General features: G+C 60.8%; 14 protein-coding genes. 9 read left to right on the forward strand and 5 right to left on the reverse strand.

All coding sequences use genetic code 11. From position 1 onward, the window contains the following. Positions 1–280 precede the first annotated feature (280 nt). Positions 281–1129 (forward strand): cache domain-containing protein, encoded by an 849-nt coding sequence (locus ACIPL2_RS32275; RefSeq protein WP_401364150.1) that lies wholly within the window; start codon positions 281–283, stop codon positions 1127–1129. 123 nt (positions 1130–1252) lie between these two features. Here the strand turns inward: ACIPL2_RS32275 and ACIPL2_RS32280 are convergent, their stop codons facing one another. Further along, positions 1253–2770 (reverse strand): MDR family MFS transporter, encoded by a 1518-nt coding sequence (locus ACIPL2_RS32280; RefSeq protein WP_401364050.1) that lies wholly within the window; start codon positions 2768–2770, stop codon positions 1253–1255. A 75-nt stretch (positions 2771–2845) separates the two neighbouring features. Continuing rightward, the gene (gene pobA / locus ACIPL2_RS32285) at positions 2846–4039 is read right to left on the reverse strand and encodes a 4-hydroxybenzoate 3-monooxygenase (RefSeq protein WP_401364052.1); all 1194 of its coding nucleotides are present in this window, start codon (positions 4037–4039) and stop codon (positions 2846–2848) included. Positions 4040–4218: 179 nt separating this feature from the next. Here pobA and ACIPL2_RS32290 point away from each other — a divergent pair, with 179 nt between their 5' ends. Next, entirely contained in the window at positions 4219–5115 is an 897-nt protein-coding gene (locus ACIPL2_RS32290; RefSeq protein WP_401364054.1) for a helix-turn-helix domain-containing protein, read from the forward strand. 9 nt (positions 5116–5124) lie between these two features. Here ACIPL2_RS32290 and ACIPL2_RS32295 read toward each other — a convergent pair whose 3' ends face one another. Next, positions 5125–5301, reverse strand: coding sequence for a hypothetical protein (locus ACIPL2_RS32295; RefSeq protein WP_401364057.1), 177 nt, complete (start codon positions 5299–5301; stop codon positions 5125–5127). 215 nt (positions 5302–5516) lie between these two features. Next, positions 5517–6422, reverse strand: a complete 906-nt coding sequence (locus ACIPL2_RS32300) for a LysR family transcriptional regulator (protein WP_401364060.1) — start codon at positions 6420–6422, stop codon at positions 5517–5519. A gap of 221 nt (positions 6423–6643) precedes the next feature. Here ACIPL2_RS32300 and ACIPL2_RS32305 point away from each other — a divergent pair, with 221 nt between their 5' ends. Both ACIPL2_RS32305 and ACIPL2_RS32310 read left to right on the forward strand, forming a co-directional pair. Continuing rightward, positions 6644–7522 (forward strand): MBL fold metallo-hydrolase, encoded by an 879-nt coding sequence (locus ACIPL2_RS32305; RefSeq protein WP_401364063.1) that lies wholly within the window; start codon positions 6644–6646, stop codon positions 7520–7522. A 174-nt stretch (positions 7523–7696) separates the two neighbouring features. Further along, on the forward strand, positions 7697–8311 hold the full coding sequence (locus ACIPL2_RS32310) for an NAD(P)-dependent oxidoreductase (protein ID WP_401364066.1): 615 nt from the start codon (positions 7697–7699) through the stop codon (positions 8309–8311). Positions 8312–8449: 138 nt separating this feature from the next. On the opposite strand, the gene ACIPL2_RS32315 is transcribed toward ACIPL2_RS32310, so the two are convergent. After that, on the reverse strand, positions 8450–9331 hold the full coding sequence (locus ACIPL2_RS32315; RefSeq protein ID WP_401364069.1) for a LysR substrate-binding domain-containing protein: 882 nt from the start codon (positions 9329–9331) through the stop codon (positions 8450–8452). Between the two features lie 159 nt (positions 9332–9490). On the opposite strand from ACIPL2_RS32315, the gene ACIPL2_RS32320 reads away from it, so the two are divergent. From ACIPL2_RS32320 to ACIPL2_RS32340, 5 genes are all read left to right on the forward strand, one after another. Then, positions 9491–11128, forward strand: a complete 1638-nt coding sequence (locus ACIPL2_RS32320; protein WP_401364072.1) for a 5-guanidino-2-oxopentanoate decarboxylase — start codon at positions 9491–9493, stop codon at positions 11126–11128. Beyond that, positions 11125–12573: an aldehyde dehydrogenase family protein gene (locus ACIPL2_RS32325; protein WP_401364075.1), complete on the forward strand. Its 1449-nt coding sequence runs from the start codon at positions 11125–11127 to the stop codon at positions 12571–12573. The genes ACIPL2_RS32320 and ACIPL2_RS32325 overlap by 4 nt, the downstream gene beginning before the upstream one ends. 294 nt (positions 12574–12867) lie before the next feature. Beyond that, on the forward strand, positions 12868–13971 hold the full coding sequence (locus tag ACIPL2_RS32330; protein WP_401364078.1) for an ABC transporter substrate-binding protein: 1104 nt from the start codon (positions 12868–12870) through the stop codon (positions 13969–13971). A gap of 195 nt (positions 13972–14166) precedes the next feature. Then, a complete protein-coding gene (locus ACIPL2_RS32335) occupies positions 14167–15075 on the forward strand; it encodes an ABC transporter permease (RefSeq protein WP_401364080.1) in 909 nt (302 codons plus the stop codon). Continuing rightward, on the forward strand, positions 15072–15920 hold the full coding sequence (locus tag ACIPL2_RS32340; protein WP_401364083.1) for an ABC transporter permease: 849 nt from the start codon (positions 15072–15074) through the stop codon (positions 15918–15920). Before ACIPL2_RS32335 ends, ACIPL2_RS32340 begins: the two co-directional genes overlap by 4 nt. Positions 15921–15928 lie beyond the last annotated feature (8 nt).

Here is a 15928-nt window from a genome sequence, read left to right on the forward strand (position 1 = left end):
TAGATGAAAGCAAGCCAAACACGCATCAAAAACAGTATTGCAGAAAAGGGGGTAACCATAGATGTAGCAGCTGCCGAAGGCTGCGTTCGGCTGCGAAGCAGCAGCAAAATTAGCCACCGCGTTTTATCAGACAAACCGCGGTGACTGATTTCACGACTGCTGCGCAGCCGAACGCAGCCTTCGGCAGCTGCTACAGAGGCCCACCGCGTTGTCCTGAATGCTCGTGCATATCCCCAAGCCGTCTACGCTCTTCAAACACCAGGAAGAATGGGGATGCGCGATGGGGTTATTGCAGAAGTTGGCCGTGCTGGGCGCAATGCTCTGGCTGTGCCTCGGCCAGGCTCAGGCCGCCGGGACGGAAAAGGAAGACAGCCAGGCCGCCAAGGCCCTGCTGGAAAAAGCCCTGGCCTACTACCATGAGAATGGTGACAAAGCCTTCGCAGCCTTCAGCCGCCAGGGTGAATTTGTCGACAAGGATCGTTATGTCTTTGTGCTCGACACCAAAGGCGTGATGCTCGCCAGCGGCGGGCCGTCTTCGGCGCTGATCGGCCGTGATGTCTCCGAAACCCTCGGGCCGGATTTGCAGAAAGCCTTCAAAGACGCCCTGAAAGTCCCGGAAGGCAATGGCATTCAGCAGGCGGAATACCGTTGGCAAAACTGGTCCGACGGCAAGGTCGAGCGCAAACACGTGTACTACCAGCGTATCGGCCAGCGGATTCTGGCGGTGGGTTACTACCTGCCACGGGCCTCGGCGGAACAGGCGATGGCGTCGCTGAATAAAGCGGCGGCCGATCTGGTCAAGGACGAGAAGGGCACGCTCACGGCGATCAACTCCCTAAAGGGCGGCTATCTGCAGGATGACCTTTATGTGTTCGTCGTCGACCTGAACACCCAGCGTTACGTCGCCCACGGCACCAACCTGCGGTTGATCAACACCGATTTCAGCAAGGTCAACGACCCGGAAGGCAAACCGGTGGGCGAGCCGATCCTGGCCTTGATCGCCAAGCAGGATTACGGCGAATACGAATACCGCTGGAAAAACCCGGTGACCGGGAAGGTCGAGGACAAACATGCCTACCTGAAAAAGGTCGGGCATTTTCTGGTGGCTGTCGGGTATTACAGCCCTTGAATGGCGGTGCCTGAGACACCGCCTTCGCGAGCAAGCCCGCTCCCACATTTGACCGCATTCCCCCGAATGAACCCGGTCAAATGTGGGAGCGGGCTTGCTCGCGAAGGCCGCGACTCGGTCTATCTATCGAACCTTATCCTCGCGCCCACGCAATACCATGTTCGGCATCGCAATCGCCGCCGCCAACCCCAACAACGACACCGCCGCGCTGACCATCAGCAAATGCCGAAAGGTCAGCAGCAGCTCAGCACGCAAGGCGTTCTGCGCATCCCCCGGCGCGGCATTTAACCCGTCCAGCAAGACATTCCCGGAATGGCCCTCGGCAATCAGCGTCGAGCCGGCCAGGTGGGCGAAACTCGAATCCTGCAACAACGCCAGCAGCAGCGCCGACATCAACGCCACGCCCACCGCGCCGCCCAACGAACGAAACAGGTTGGTGGTGCTGGTGGCCACGCCGATGTCCCGTTGCGCCACCGAGTTCTGCGTGCCGACCAACGACGTCGGGAACTGCATGCCCGAAGCGATCCCGCTGAGCAACATGAACAGGCTGCTGAGCACAACGGCTTGAGGCGCACTGAATGCCATCCCCAGAATCGAGATCGGCATCAGTAGGGCGCCGCCGAGAATCATCGGCTTGTAGCGCCCGGTCACCGAGGTCCGGCGCCCGGCGAAATAGGCGCCGATCGGCAAACCCATGGCCAGCGGCAACAGGTGCAGCGCGGCGCTGTCGGCGCCGGCACCGGTGACGCTCTGGAAGCGCAGCGGCATCAGCACGATCAATGAAATCGCCTGGAAACTGGTGAAGAAAATCGTGCACCAGCACAGAATCGCATGACGGTTAGCGAACAGGTGCATCGGCAGCAACGGCTCACGCGCCCGGCGCTCATGCCAGACAAACAGCGCCAGCACCAACACCGCACACCCGAGCAAACCCAGCACCTCGGCGCTGCGCCATGCATAACCCTGGCCAACCTGCGTGATGCCCAGCAGAAAACTGGTCAAGCCGATGATCATCAGCACGGTGCCGAGGTAATCGATGATCGGCTTGCGCTGCGGCACCGGCAGCCCGACCAGCGTGCGATGGGCCACCAGCCACGCGCCGAGGCCCAGGGGCAGGTTGATCAGAAACACCCAGCGCCAGGACAGGTATTCGGTCATGTAACCACCGAATACCGGGCCCGCCACGCTGGCCACCGCGTACATGCTGCTGAAATAACCTTGATAGCGACCACGCTCCCGAGGCGGCACGATGTCGCCGATGATCGCCTGGCTCACCGACACCATCCCGCCAGCACCAATGCCCTGAATAATCCGCGCCAGCACCAATTGCTCCATGCTTTGCGCCATCCCGCAGAACAACGAAGCGATCGTGAACACACCCATGCCGAACAGCATCAACTTGCGTCGGCCGTACAGGTCGCCGAGCTTGCCGTAGATCGGCACCGCCACGGTCATCGCCACCATATAGCCGGAAATCACCCAGGCCAGCAGGCTGACATCCTTGAATTGCGCGGAGATGGCCGGCATTGAAACGGCGACAATGGTCTGGTCCAACGCGGCTAGAAAGATTGCCAGCATCAGGGCGATCAGCACGCTGCGAATGGCCGGTTTGGTTGTTTCAGGCTGGTTGAGATTGGTCACGGGTAAAACCTGCGGTGATGGACCCGCAAGAAGCGCGGCGAGCGGGAATGCTCGCCAGTGTAAGTCGATAGCAGGCTATTCGATAGCCTCGTATGGAAGCCCGACGTAATTTTCTGCAATGGTTTTTCGGCCGGCCTCGGAGTCGACGAAGTACGCCAATTCCGACTCTGTAATGCGCTGGCTGAAGGCGTCGTGCTCATCGAAGCGATGCAGCATCGAGGTCATCCACCAGGAAAACCGTTCGGCTTTCCACACCCGACGCAGGCAGACCTCGGAGTATTTCTCGAGCAAGTCGCCCCGGCCTTCGCGGTAAACCTTCAGCAGAATAGTGAACAGCGTATTGACGTCGCTGGCGGCCAGGTTCAAGCCCTTGGCGCCGGTAGGCGGGACGATGTGCGCGGCGTCGCCGACCAGGAACATCCGCCCGTACTGCATCGGTTCGACCACGAAACTGCGCAGCGGCGCGATGCTTTTTTCGATGGACGGTCCGGTCACCAGTTTTTCCGCCAATGCTTGTGGCAAGCGGCTTTTGAGTTCATCCCAGAAGCGCTGATCGGACCAGTTTTCGATCCGGTCATCCGCCGGAACCTGAAGGTAATAGCGAGTGCGCGTGGCTGAACGCATGCTGCACAAGGCAAAACCGCGCTCATGGCGGGCGTACACCAGCTCGTCGTGGACCGGCGGGGTGTCGGCCAGAATTCCCAGCCAGCCAAAGGGATAAACCCGCTCGAAGACTTTCACGCACGCCTCAGGAATCGACTGCCGCGCCACGCCATGGAAACCGTCGCACCCGGCGATGTAGTCGCAATCGAGGCGATACAGCTCGCCGTCCTTCTCAAAGGTCAGGAACGGTTCTTCGGTTTTCATGCCATGGGGCACGACGTTGCTGGCTTGGTAAATCGTCTGCGCGCCAGCCTCCCGACGAGCGGCCATCAGGTCGCGGGTGACCTCGGTCTGGCCGTAAATCATCACGGTTTTGCCAGCGGTCAGGGCGTGCAGGTCGATGTGTACCTGGCGCCCGCCGAGGGCCAGTTCGAAGCCGCCATGGACCAACCCTTCGGCGTCCATGCGCTGGCCCACGCCGGCCTGGCGCAGCAGCTCTACCATGCCTTGTTCAAGGACGCCGGCACGGATTCGCCCGAGTACATAGTCCGGGGTCTGGCGTTCGAGGATGAGGGTGTCGATGCCCGCGTTGTGCAGCAACTGACCGAGCAATAAACCGGCAGGACCTGCACCGATAATGGCCACTTGGGTTTTCAGCATTTTCATTGTTTTTATGACTCGCAAGCTCCACGCGACCAAGGCCGGTGAATGGTTTTTATGGATCGAGTGCTTGCATTTTTCACTTGCGAGTCCGTCAATTGAAGGTGAAAACTGAGCCGATAGCTGTACATTCTGCCAATCGGTGCGATTATCGCCCGCTACCTCCCGAGGCCTGGATTGAAGTTATGAACAAGCCTGACCTGCCTTCGATTCCAGTGTTCAAACTCTATGGTGAAAGCCTGGACTGGCCGACCCCGGATTTGCTGCACTGTGAAACCATTTCCAAACGCAGCCGCGAGCATCAATGGGAAATCAAACCCCACCGCCACGCTGATTTGTGCCAATTGCTCTTCGTTTTCAAAGGTCAGGCAGAGCTTGAAATCGAAGGCAAACGCACGCAATTGACTGAACCGACAATCCTGATCCTGCCGCCGCTGTCGGTGCACGGTTATCGCTTTTCCGAGGACGTCGAAGGCTTTGTCGTGACCCTCGCCGCGCCGCTGGTGACCCATCTCCAGGCGCAACTGGGCAACTCGGTGAATGCCCTGGCCCAGGCCGAAAGTTACCCGGCGGGCAAGGACGGCGACTACCTCAACAGCCTGTTTGCGGCGCTGCAAAACGAATACACCGGTCATCAACCGGCCCGGGAAATGCTCATGCATTCGCTGGTCAGCGTGATCATGGTGTGGGTCAGCCGTCAGGTGATTCAGCGCCGCTCCGCCAGTCAGCGTCCGCAACGTGCCCGGGAATACCTCAACGGCTTTATCCAGCTGGTGGAAGAGACCTATCGCCAGCACGTCAAGGTCGAGGACCTGGCGCATCGGCTGGGGATTTCGGTGTCGCACCTCAACGGCACGTGCCGTGAACTGGCGGGGCAACCGGCGTTGCAGATCATGCACGAACGTCAATTGCTGGAAGCCAAGCGCTTGCTGACCTACACCAGCATGACCATTTATGAAATGTCCGACGTGTTGGGGTTTTCCGATCCGACCAACTTCACGCGCCTGTTCCGACGTCGTGTGGGGATCTCGCCCAAGGCTTTTCGCGACCGCTTGAAGGCCGATCAGGACAACGAGGCCTGATCCCCTTCGTTACCGGAGGGCATTCAGGGTCGCGTTATGGGGAATGCAGCGCTCGAAATTGCAGCTCGCGTATTCACGGGGCAGTTGTCGCAACTGCTCGACACGCCAGGCCGCCGTGCCATACAACGCAAGCGTGGCCGCGCAGGTGATGAAAATCGCGAGGTATCTTCTTGTTCTGGTCTTCATGGCGTGGACCTCTGAACGAATACCCTGAGGTATTACTTTCAGCATAGGTCAGGGGCGGTGAGTTGCCAGTCACGCAGCCTGCGCATGTAACCCGATATTCAGGCCGCTGATTCCCTGTGGGAGCGGGCTTGCTCGCGAAAGCGATTGTTGATTCAACACCGATGTCGACTGGTCTACCGCTTTCGCGAGCAAGCCCGCTCCCACATTGGATCGGGTTACAGACCGATATCCCATTCGGGTTCTTCGGGAAACCTCAGCACCAGAAAATCCAGCATGCTGCGCAGCGCCGCCGGCATATGTTTGCGTGAGGCATACACCGCGTACACGTTCATCTGCCGGGGTTCGGCCTGGGGCAGCAGGCGGATCAGCTCGCCGCTGTGGATATGCACACCGGCCTGATAGCTGGGCAACATCGCCACACCCGCGCCGGCCATCGTCGCGCGCAACAGCGTGCTGGCCTCGTTGGCGCTGATGTTGCCCTGCACCGGCACCGAGACTGGCTCGCCGTCCTGCTCGAAGTGCCAGAGGCTTTTGCCGAAGTAGGAATGGGTCAGGCAGTTATGCAGGCTCAAGTCCTCGACCCGCTGCGGCGTCGGGTGTTCGCGCAGGTAGGCCGGGGAGGCGCAGATCACCGAGCGACAAACCGTCAGCCGGCGCGCGATCAGGTTCGGGTCCAGGTCATTGCTGGTGCGAATCGCCAGATCGATGCGCTCATCCACCAGGTTCACCGTGCGGTCGAGCATCTGCAGGTCGATGCTGACGCCGGGGTAGCGCTTGACGTACGCCGCCATGGCGTCCGCCAGTTGCGCCTGGCCGAACGAGGTGCTGACGCTGATCCGCAGCAGGCCACGCGGTGCATCGTCCGGTTCGCTGACGGCGGCTTGCATGTCTGTGGATAAGTCGAGCATCTGCCGGCAACGGGGGAGGATTTCGCTGCCGGCGGCGGTCAGGCTCAATTTACGTGTGGTGCGGTGCATCAGGCGCGCGCCGACCCAGTCTTCCAGCTCCGCCAGATACCGCGAAACCACCGGCCGTGACAGGTCCAGATGATCGGCGGCGGCCGACTGGCTGCCGAGGTCGACCACCGTGACGAACACGCGCATTGCTTGTAGACGATCCATGATTTGCCCGCTTTCAGAAACAAACTATGTTCCAGCATCGCATTTTTTGTACTGAGTCAGGCAACTAAGCTCTGTCCCATACGTGCAGGACGTGCACGACGTGTAGGAGCTGTCGAGTGCAACGAGGCTGCGATCTTTTGACTTTGTTTTTTAAAAAGATCGCAGCCTCGCTGCACTCGACAGCTCCTACAGACGGCGACCATTGGACAACGGAGCAACAGATGATCGGATTCACCTCTTTCAAACGCGTTTTTCTAGCCGCCATGCTGGGATTCTCAGCCCATGCCGCAGCGGCATCGACGTTGACGCTGGATGTCTATAACCCCGGCGACAAGGCGATTTTTCCGGTGACCTCGGTACTGGTCAGCGGCGAGAAGGACGCGATCCTGGTCAACGCGCAATTCGGCAAATCCCAGGCCGAGCAAGTAGTGGAAAAAATCCGCGCCAGTGGCAAACGACTGACCACCATTTACATCAGCCACGGCGACCCGGATTACTACTTCGGTCTCGACACCCTGACCCGTGCATTCCCCGACGCCAAGGTGCTCGCCTCGCAGCCGACGGTTGACCACATCAAGCACACCGTCGACGGCAAACTGGCGTTCTGGGGCCCGAAAATGGGCGCTGACGTGCCGACCAAAACCGTCGTGCCGGGCATCCTCAAGGGCGACAGTTTGATGCTCGAAGGGCAGAAGTTGCAGGTGGTTGGTCTTGATGGCAAGCAGCCGGATCGCAGCTTTGTGTGGATTCCGTCGATCAAGGCCGTGGTCGGTGGTGTGGTGGTCGCGGAAAACATTCATGTATGGATGGCCGACACCCAAACGCCACAGTCCCATGCCGATTGGTTGGCTACGCTGCATTCCATCGAATCCCTGAAACCTAACATCATCGTGCCGGGGCATTACTTGGGTGAGAGCGCCCGTTCCCTGGCCGCCGTGCAGTTCACCGCCGAGTACATCCAGGCGTTCGACGAAGAAACCACCAAGGCCAAAGACGCCACCGCGCTGATCGCCGCGATGAAAAAACGCTACCCGACACTGGGCGACGAAAGCTCCCTGGAACTGAGCGCCAAAGTCGCCAAGGGTGAGATGAAGTGGTAACCCGTTTTACCGAACGCACCTGACCCTGTAGGAGCTGTCGAGTGAAACGAGGCTGCGATCTTTTGATCCTGTTTTTTAAAAGCGACGTCAAAAGATCGCAGCCTCGTTTTACTCGACAGCTCCTACAGAGGGCGGTGGTGAGCAAGTTAATTATTTAAGCCAACGGAGTACGTCATGAGCAAAATCGCAATCATCGGTGCCACCGGTCGAGCCGGTAGCCAGCTGTTGGAAGAAGCCCTGCGCCGTGGCCACAGTGTTACGGCCATCGCCCGGGATACCTCGAAGATCGGCCAGCGTGAAGGTGTGGTCAGCAAGAACGTGGATGCCCTCGACGCTGATGCCTTGCAAGCCGCCGTTGCCGGCCATGACGTGGTGATCAGCGCGGCGCACTTCTCGACCCTGCCAGCCAAGGCCGTTATCGGGCCGGTGAAGCAGGCCGGTGTGAAACGTTTGCTGGTGGTCGGCGGCGCCGGTTCGCTATTACTGCCGAACGGAACCCGCGTCATCGACAGCGAAGGTTTCCCCGCGGAGTACAAGGCCGAGGCCGGCGCGGGCGCTGAGTTTCTTGAGACCCTGCGTCAGGAAAGGGATCTGGACTGGAGCTTTTTGTCGCCGTCGGCTGAGTTTGTCGAAGGCGAGCGCACGGGCGTGTTTCGGATCGGCAAGGATGATTTGCTGGTGAGCAGTGCAGGGCGGAGCTGGATTACCTTCGCCGATTTTGCGATTGCGATGATCGATGAAGTGGAAGTGCCAAAGCATTCGCGGCAGCGGTTTGCAGTCGGCTACTGAAGCTCGCCACACCGCCACATCTGTAGGAGCTGTCGAGTGAAACGAGGCTGCGATCTTTTGACTTTGCTTTTAACAAGATCAAAAGATCGCAGCCTCGTTTCACTCGACAGCTCCTACAGGCCTACAGGGCGGGACTCATCACCGCGACTGCGCCTGTTCCACCAACCACCCCATCAATTCGCGTAATTTCGGCGAAGGTCCGGGTTTTTCCGGGAAAACCAGGTAATACGCCAGCCCCGTTTTTACCTTCAATTCAAACGGCATGACCAGTCGTCCAGCACTCAGGTCATCGCCGATCAACGACCAGTCGCCAATCGCCACGCCTGTCCCCTGGGACGCCATCGACATCGCCAGGTCCAGGGTTTCGAAGTGCTGGCCCTTGGCGACATTGCTCAAGCGCACGTCAGCGGTCGCCAGCCAGGCTTTCCAGTCGCGTTCATCCCGGGTCGGATGCAGCAACATGTGCTGTTCCAGATCCTCGGGCGCCAGCAGCGGCACCGGGCCTTCGAGCATGGGCTTGGAACAGACCGGTGTCAGTTGCTCATCAAACAGTTTTTGCGACACCAGTGAACTGTCCGGCGGCGCGCCGTACATCACCGCCGCATCGAACTGCTCACGATGAAAATCCACGCCGTGCTTGACCGTGGTGGTCAATTCCACCGGCACATCCGGACGCTCCCGCTGCCACTGCACCAGCCGCGGCAACAGCCAGCGCATGACGCATGTCGGGGCCTTGAGTTGCAGGGTTTCGCGCTTCTCGCCGACCTGTTCGACCGCCTCGTCGATCAACTCGAAAATCTGCTGGACTCGCGGTAGCCACTCACGTCCTTCGGCGGTCAAGTCCAGGCCCCGGGCCTGGCGAATGAACAGCTCATAACCCAGATGATCTTCCAGCCCGGCAATCTGCCGGCTCACCGCGCCCTGGGTGATGTGCAGTTGCTCGGCAGCCCGGGTGAAGTTGCAGCACTGCGCGGTGATCAGAAAAGTGTGCAGTGCCGGAAGAGGAGGCAGTCGTTTCATTGGGATCCAAGGTATGACGTGAGGACATGGCTAGTATGACTTTTTATCCATTGTTGCGGCTACGTGTCGCCCGTTCCAATGAGGCCATCCCTGGACCTGCCCATCCATCATAAACACTGCGCAGGCCCAGCGTCTCAAACGAACAAAAAGGGCAAAGACATGGCGACGTGCGGCGAAGTATTGGTCAAGTTACTCGAGAATTACGGCGTTGAGCAGGTGTTCGGCATTCCCGGGGTTCACACCGTGGAGCTGTATCGCGGGCTGGCCCGTTCGAGCATCAACCACGTCACTCCGCGTCACGAACAGGGCGCCGGCTTCATGGCCGATGGCTACGCTCGCACCAGCGGCAAGCCGGGTGTGTGCTTCATCATCACCGGCCCCGGCATGACCAACATCACCACGGCGATGGGCCAGGCCTACGCCGATTCGATCCCGATGCTGGTGATCTCCAGCGTGCAGACCCGCAACCAGTTGGGCGGCGGTCGCGGCAAGCTCCACGAGCTGCCGAACCAGAGCGCCTTGGTCGGCGGCGTGGCAGCGTTCTCCCACACCTTGATGTCGGCGTCTGAGCTGCCGGGTGTACTGGCCCGCGCCTTCGCCCTGTTCCAGGCCGGTCGTCCGCGCCCGGTGCACATTGAAATCCCGTTGGACGTGCTGGTCGAAGAAGCTGATGACCTGCTCGCCAGCCTGCCGGTGAACATCGACCGCGCCGGTGCCTCGCCGACCGCCGTTTCGCGCATGACCGAATTGCTGGCCGGTGCCAAGCGTCCACTGATTCTGGCCGGTGGCGGTGCCATCGATGCCGCCGCTGAACTGACTGAACTGGCGGAACTGCTGGACGCTCCGGTGGCGCTGACCATCAACGCCAAAGGCATGCTCGAATCCAACCATCCGTTGCTGATCGGTTCGACCCAAAGCCTGGTCGCGACCCGCGCCCTGGTAGCCGAGGCCGACGTGGTCCTGGCGATCGGCACCGAACTGGCCGAGACCGACTACGACGTGACCTTCGCTGGTGGTTTCGAGATCCCTGGCAAGCTGCTGCGCGTCGACATCGACCCGGACCAGACCGTGCGCAACTACCCGCCGCATGTGGCGCTGGTGTCCGACTCGCGCAACGCCGCCCAGGCCTTGCTCAGCGCGTTGTCGCACAAGTCGCTGGCCGAGCGCCGCAACGATTGGGGCCAGGTGCGTGCCGCGCGTTTGCGTGAAGAACTCGCCGCCACGTGGGACGCTCCGACCCTGGCGCAGACGCGCTTCCTGGAAACCGTCCTGCACGAATTGCCGGACGCGGTCTTCGTCGGCGATTCGACCCAACCGGTGTACACCGGCAACCTCACGTTCAACCCGGAACGCCCGCGTCGCTGGTTCAACTCGTCCACCGGTTACGGCACCCTCGGTTACGCCTTGCCGGCGGCGATTGGCGCCTGGCTCGGCGGCAGCGTCGAAAGCGGTGCGCGGCCTCCGGTGGTGTGCCTGATCGGCGACGGTGGCTTGCAATTTACCCTGCCGGAACTGGCCAGCGCCGTTGAAGCGCGCACGCCGGTGATCGTCCTGCTGTGGAATAACCAGGGCTACGAAGAGATCAAGAAGTACATGGTCAACCGCGCCATCGAGCCGGTCGGCGTGGACATCTACACCCCGGACTTCATCGGTGTGGCCAAGGCCCTTGGCTGTGCAGCCGAAGCCGTCAACGGCGTCGACCAGCTGCGCAACGCATTGCGCGCCGCTGCCGATCGCCAAGGCCCGACCCTGATTGAAATCGATCAGACCGTGTGGATGAAGGCGGTGTCGAAATGACTTTTCCGACAACGTTGGACGGCCTGTTCATTAATGGCCAATGGTCCGCTGGCGACGAACATTTACGCGTGATCAACCCGGCGACTGAAGCCCTGTTGACCACCGTCAACGGCGGCGATGCACACGCCGTTGAGCGCGCCGTCAGTGCGGCGACCCAAGCCTTCGGCGACTGGTCGAAAACCACGGGGGCCGAGCGCGGCGCGATCCTGCGCAAAATCGCCGCCGGCGTGCAAGCCGGTCGCGAGCAGCTGATGCACTTGCAGTCGAGCAACAACGGCAAACCGTTGTTCGAAGCGGCCATCGACGTCGATGACGTGATCGCCACTTTCGAGTATTACGCCAGTCTGGCCGAAGGGCTCGATGCCAAGCAAGACAGCAACGTGGAACTGCCCACCGACGACTTCAGCGCCCGTGTGCGCCGTGAGCCGTGCGGTGTGGTCGGGCTGATCGTGCCGTGGAATTTTCCGATGGTCACCACCGCGTGGAAACTCGCCCCGGCCCTGGCTGCCGGCTGCTGCGTGGTGCTCAAGCCTTCGGAAGTGACGCCGCTGCCGGAACTGCAACTGGCCGCGATCATCGCCGAAGCCGGTTTGCCCAAAGGCGTGTTCAACCTGGTCTGCGGCACCGGCCTGGCCGTCGGCGCGCCGCTGTCGGCTGATCCGCGCATCGCCAAGATTTCCTTCACCGGCAGCAACGCCGTCGGTGTGCAGGTCATGCAGCGCGCGGCGGAAACCGTCAAAGGCGTGAGCCTGGAACTGGGCGGCAAATCCTCGCTGCTGGTGCTCAAGGACGCCGACATCGAACTGGCCGTGGAAGTGGCCTGTGGCGGTGGCTTCTTTAATGCCGGGCAGATGTGCTCTGCCACCAGCCGCGTGCTGGTCGCTGATGAACTGGCGGAAGAATTCCTCAGTCGTCTAAAGGCCCGCGCCGAAGCGATTCGCGTGGCCGACCCGTTCGACCCTGCCGTCGAGATGGGCGCACTGGTCAATCAGGCGCAATACCAGCGTGTACTGGGCCACATCGATCGCGGTTTGAGTGCCGGCGCCACGCTGGTGTGCGGCGGCAATCGTCCCGCAGACCTGACCCGCGGCTATTTTTTGCAGCCGACGATTTTCACCGACGTGCCCCTCGACAGTGCGCTGTGGTGTGAAGAGATTTTCGGGCCGGTGATCTGCGTACGCAGTTTTGCCTCCGAAGCCGAGGCGATTGCCCTGGCCAACGACAGCCAGTTCGGCCTGGTGGCCAGCGTGGTCACCCGCGACAACGCAGCCGCCGATCGCGTCGCCAACGCTTTGCAGGCAGGGCTGGTGTGGATCAACGCACCGCAAGTGATCTTCCCGCAGACCGCCTGGGGTGGCTACAAACAGAGCAGCATCGGCCGCGAATTGGGCCCGTGGGGCTTGCAGGCTTTCCAGGAAATAAAACACGTGATTCGCGCCCTCTGACACCGATCACCTGTAGGAGCGAGCTCGCTCGCGATGAACGTCAACGATGACGCGGGAAGCCAGACAGCCCGCGTCGTTCGTGCCTCTTTCGCGAGCAAGCTCGCTCCTACATGAGGCATGCGTCGGCGTCATGGCTTCAATGAGTTTTTATCGATAGTCAGTCGTTTTGTACAACCTCAGGATGAACTTGCCGGTGTAGCCAAGCCCCGAAAATATGGGGCCAATGCTGATCCGGTCGCGCGGATGCAACAGTTTCGACCTGCCTTATACCTACAAAAACAAAGGGAGTCCGTAATGGGCGAGCATGATCTGAACAGACGTCAATTCATCAAGACCGTGGGCGTAGCCTCGGTTGCTGCGGCCGCCATGAGCTTGCCGTTCGTCAAGGCCAATGCCAGTGACACACGCTTCCAGGGCAAGACCCTGCGTTTGCTGACCTGGTCCGATGACACCGGCCTGGCCGCACTGCGTAACATTGCCGCGACCTTCGAAGACAAGTACGGCTGCAAGGTCATTGCCGACCGCACCGGCAGTACTTCGGAAATGGTCGCCAAACTCAAGGCCGGCGGTGATCGTCCGCAGTACGACATCATCACCCTGGCCGGCGTCGGCGCCGAAGGTCTGGCCGCCGCCAACCTGCTGGAAAAACCCGACCTCAACCGCATCCCGAACCTGGTCGATGTCCCGGAGAAATACCGCACCGGCGCCAATGGCCACGGCATCGGTTACCTGCTCTGGTGCAACAGCCTGGTCTACAGCACCCGCACCATCAAGGAAGCGCCGGACAGCTACGCCGCCCTGTGGGACGCGGAACTGTCGCCGAACATCTTCCTGCCGCCGCCGAACTGGACCGAGGCCATGGACCTGATCATCATCGCCGCCAAACTGGCCGGTGGTGACGAACACAACATTGAGCCGGGCTTCAAGAAACTCGCCGAGCTGAAAGATCGTGTGGTGACGTTGGGTGAAAACCCGAACCAGATCGCCGAACTGTTCCGCACCGGTTCGCTGGACATGGGCGGCCTGTACGCGCCGGCCTTCTTCCCGAAACAGATCCGCGATCCGGCCTACGGCCTGGGCGCCACGTTCGGCATGAAGGAAGGCTTCTACACCGACCTGATGCTGTCGGTGATGCCGAAGAACCGTCCGGGCGACACCGACCTGGCCTACGCCTTCATCAACCACTCTCTGGACCCATTGGTGCAGGGCAAGATGGCGGAAGACATCTACAACGGCCCGGTCAACGCCAAGGCGATCATCTCCGCCGAAGCGCGCAAGAGCCCGTACATCCTCACGCCGGAGCAGATTGCCGAGAAGGCGATCATGCACGACAACGCCTTCCTGGCCACCGTGCATGACCAATGGATTCGTCGTTACACGGAAATCTTTTCTTCCTGATCGAGTGGCGTACGCAAGCCCCAAGAGCACCACAAATCAAATGTGGGAGCGGGCTTGCTCGCGAATGCAATCGGTCAGTCGACATCAATGCTGACTGACCCACCGCTTTCGCGAGCAAGCCCGCTCCCACACTAGAACGTCGTTGCTTCAGGTCTTGTGTTCGTTCAGCTGCTTTCCATTGACGAGACCCTTGCTATGGAACACCAACCTCTGACCCATCCGGTAAGCGCCATTCCAGCGCGTGCCAATCGGGGTGTTTCGCCGACGACGCGCGCCTGGCTTTTTCTCTCGCCGTCGATGCTGTTTCTGGGTGTGCTGATTGCCGCGAGCCTTCTGGTACTGCGCATGAGCGTGGGCACCAAAGGCGCGGAATGGACCGGGTTCAGCCTGGCCAGCTACGCCCAATTGCTGGAACCGTATTACCTCAAATCCTTGCTGCTGACCCTGCGCCTGGCCTTGATCAGCGCAGTGATTGCCGTGGTGCTGGCGATCCCGGTGGCGTACACCATGTCGCGACTGACTTCACCCTTCGTGCGACGGATCTTCCTCGCCGCGGTGCTGTTGCCGTTGCTGGTCAACCTGCTGCTGCAAAGCTACGGCTGGCTGGTGATTCTCGGCCCGGGCGGGATGCTCAATCAGGCGCTGATGGGCCTGGGCCTGATCAAGCGACCGATCATGCTGTTGTACAACCAGAACGGCGTGTTGATGGGCCTGGTGCAAACCGCGTTCCCGTTGGCCGTGTTGCCGATTGCCAGCGCCATGCGCGGCGTCGCCCGTACTTACGAAGAAGCCGCCGCGACCCTGGGCGCCAGTCGCTTTCAGGTGTTCCGCCAAGTGGTGTTGCCGATGAGCATGCCGGGGATCATCACCGGTGCGACGTTGGTGTTCGCCTACAACGCCAGCAGCTTCGTGGTGCCTTTGCTGCTCGGTGGCCGTCGCGTGCCGATGCTGGCGGTGATGGTGCATGACCAGATCGCCCCGTTGATGAACTGGCCCGCCGCCTCCGCTGCCGGTGTCGTGCTGATCGTCACCACCCTCGCGATCATGACCTTGTCCGAATTCATTACTGGCCGTCGTCGGCGCATGCTGGAGGCTTCGCAATGAGCACTGTGACCAAGAAGCGTTATGGGCTGTTGCCCGGCGAGACCGGCAAGTTTGCCGGCATCCTGTCAGGCTTCATCCTGCTGCTGGCGGTGTTGCCGATCCTGACCATGATTGTCATGTCATTCAGTGGTGCATCGAACCTCGACTTCCCGCCGAGCAGCTACAGCCTGCAATGGTACAAAGCCGCCTGGCACACCTTCGTGTCGCCGGATTCCAGCGATGTGCTGAGCCTGGGCAAAGCCATGACCACCAGCCTGATGGTGGCGTGCCTGACCATGGTCTTCGCCACCCTCGTCGCGGTGCCGGCGGCTTACGCGCTGACCCGTTGCGAGTTTCGCGGCAAGGCCGTGGCGCTGCAATTGATGTCGCTGCCGCTGGTGTTTCCGATGGTAGTGTTGGGGCTGGCGTTGCTGCTGGTGTTCGACAGCCTGCCGTTCCAGATGACCACCTCGCGACTGGTGATTGCCCACGTGATCCTGGCCTTGCCGTTCGTGGTGAAAAACTGCACCGCGGCGATGCTCTCCATCGGCAGCGAAGTCGAAGAGGCTGCGCAAATGCTCGGCGCTTCACCGCTGCGGGCGATTGTCGATGTGGTGGTGCCGCTGATGAAGTCGGGGATTCTGGCGGGGATGCTGCTGGCGTTCATCGTCTCGTTCAACGAGTTCACCGTGACCTATTTCCTCTACACCATCGACGTCATGACCGTGCCGATCTGGATGTACAGCCGCACCGTGTCTTCGCTCGACCCCACCGTATTTTCGTTTGCCGTGCTGATCGTGCTGATCGACTTCGTCCTGATCTGGGCGTTGGAGAAGCTGGTTGGTGAAGGTGGCGTTTCGTTCTGATTCTTGAG

The sequence above is a fragment of the Pseudomonas sp. NPDC086251 genome (genome assembly GCF_044746405.1).
GTDB lineage: Bacteria > Pseudomonadota > Gammaproteobacteria > Pseudomonadales > Pseudomonadaceae > Aquipseudomonas.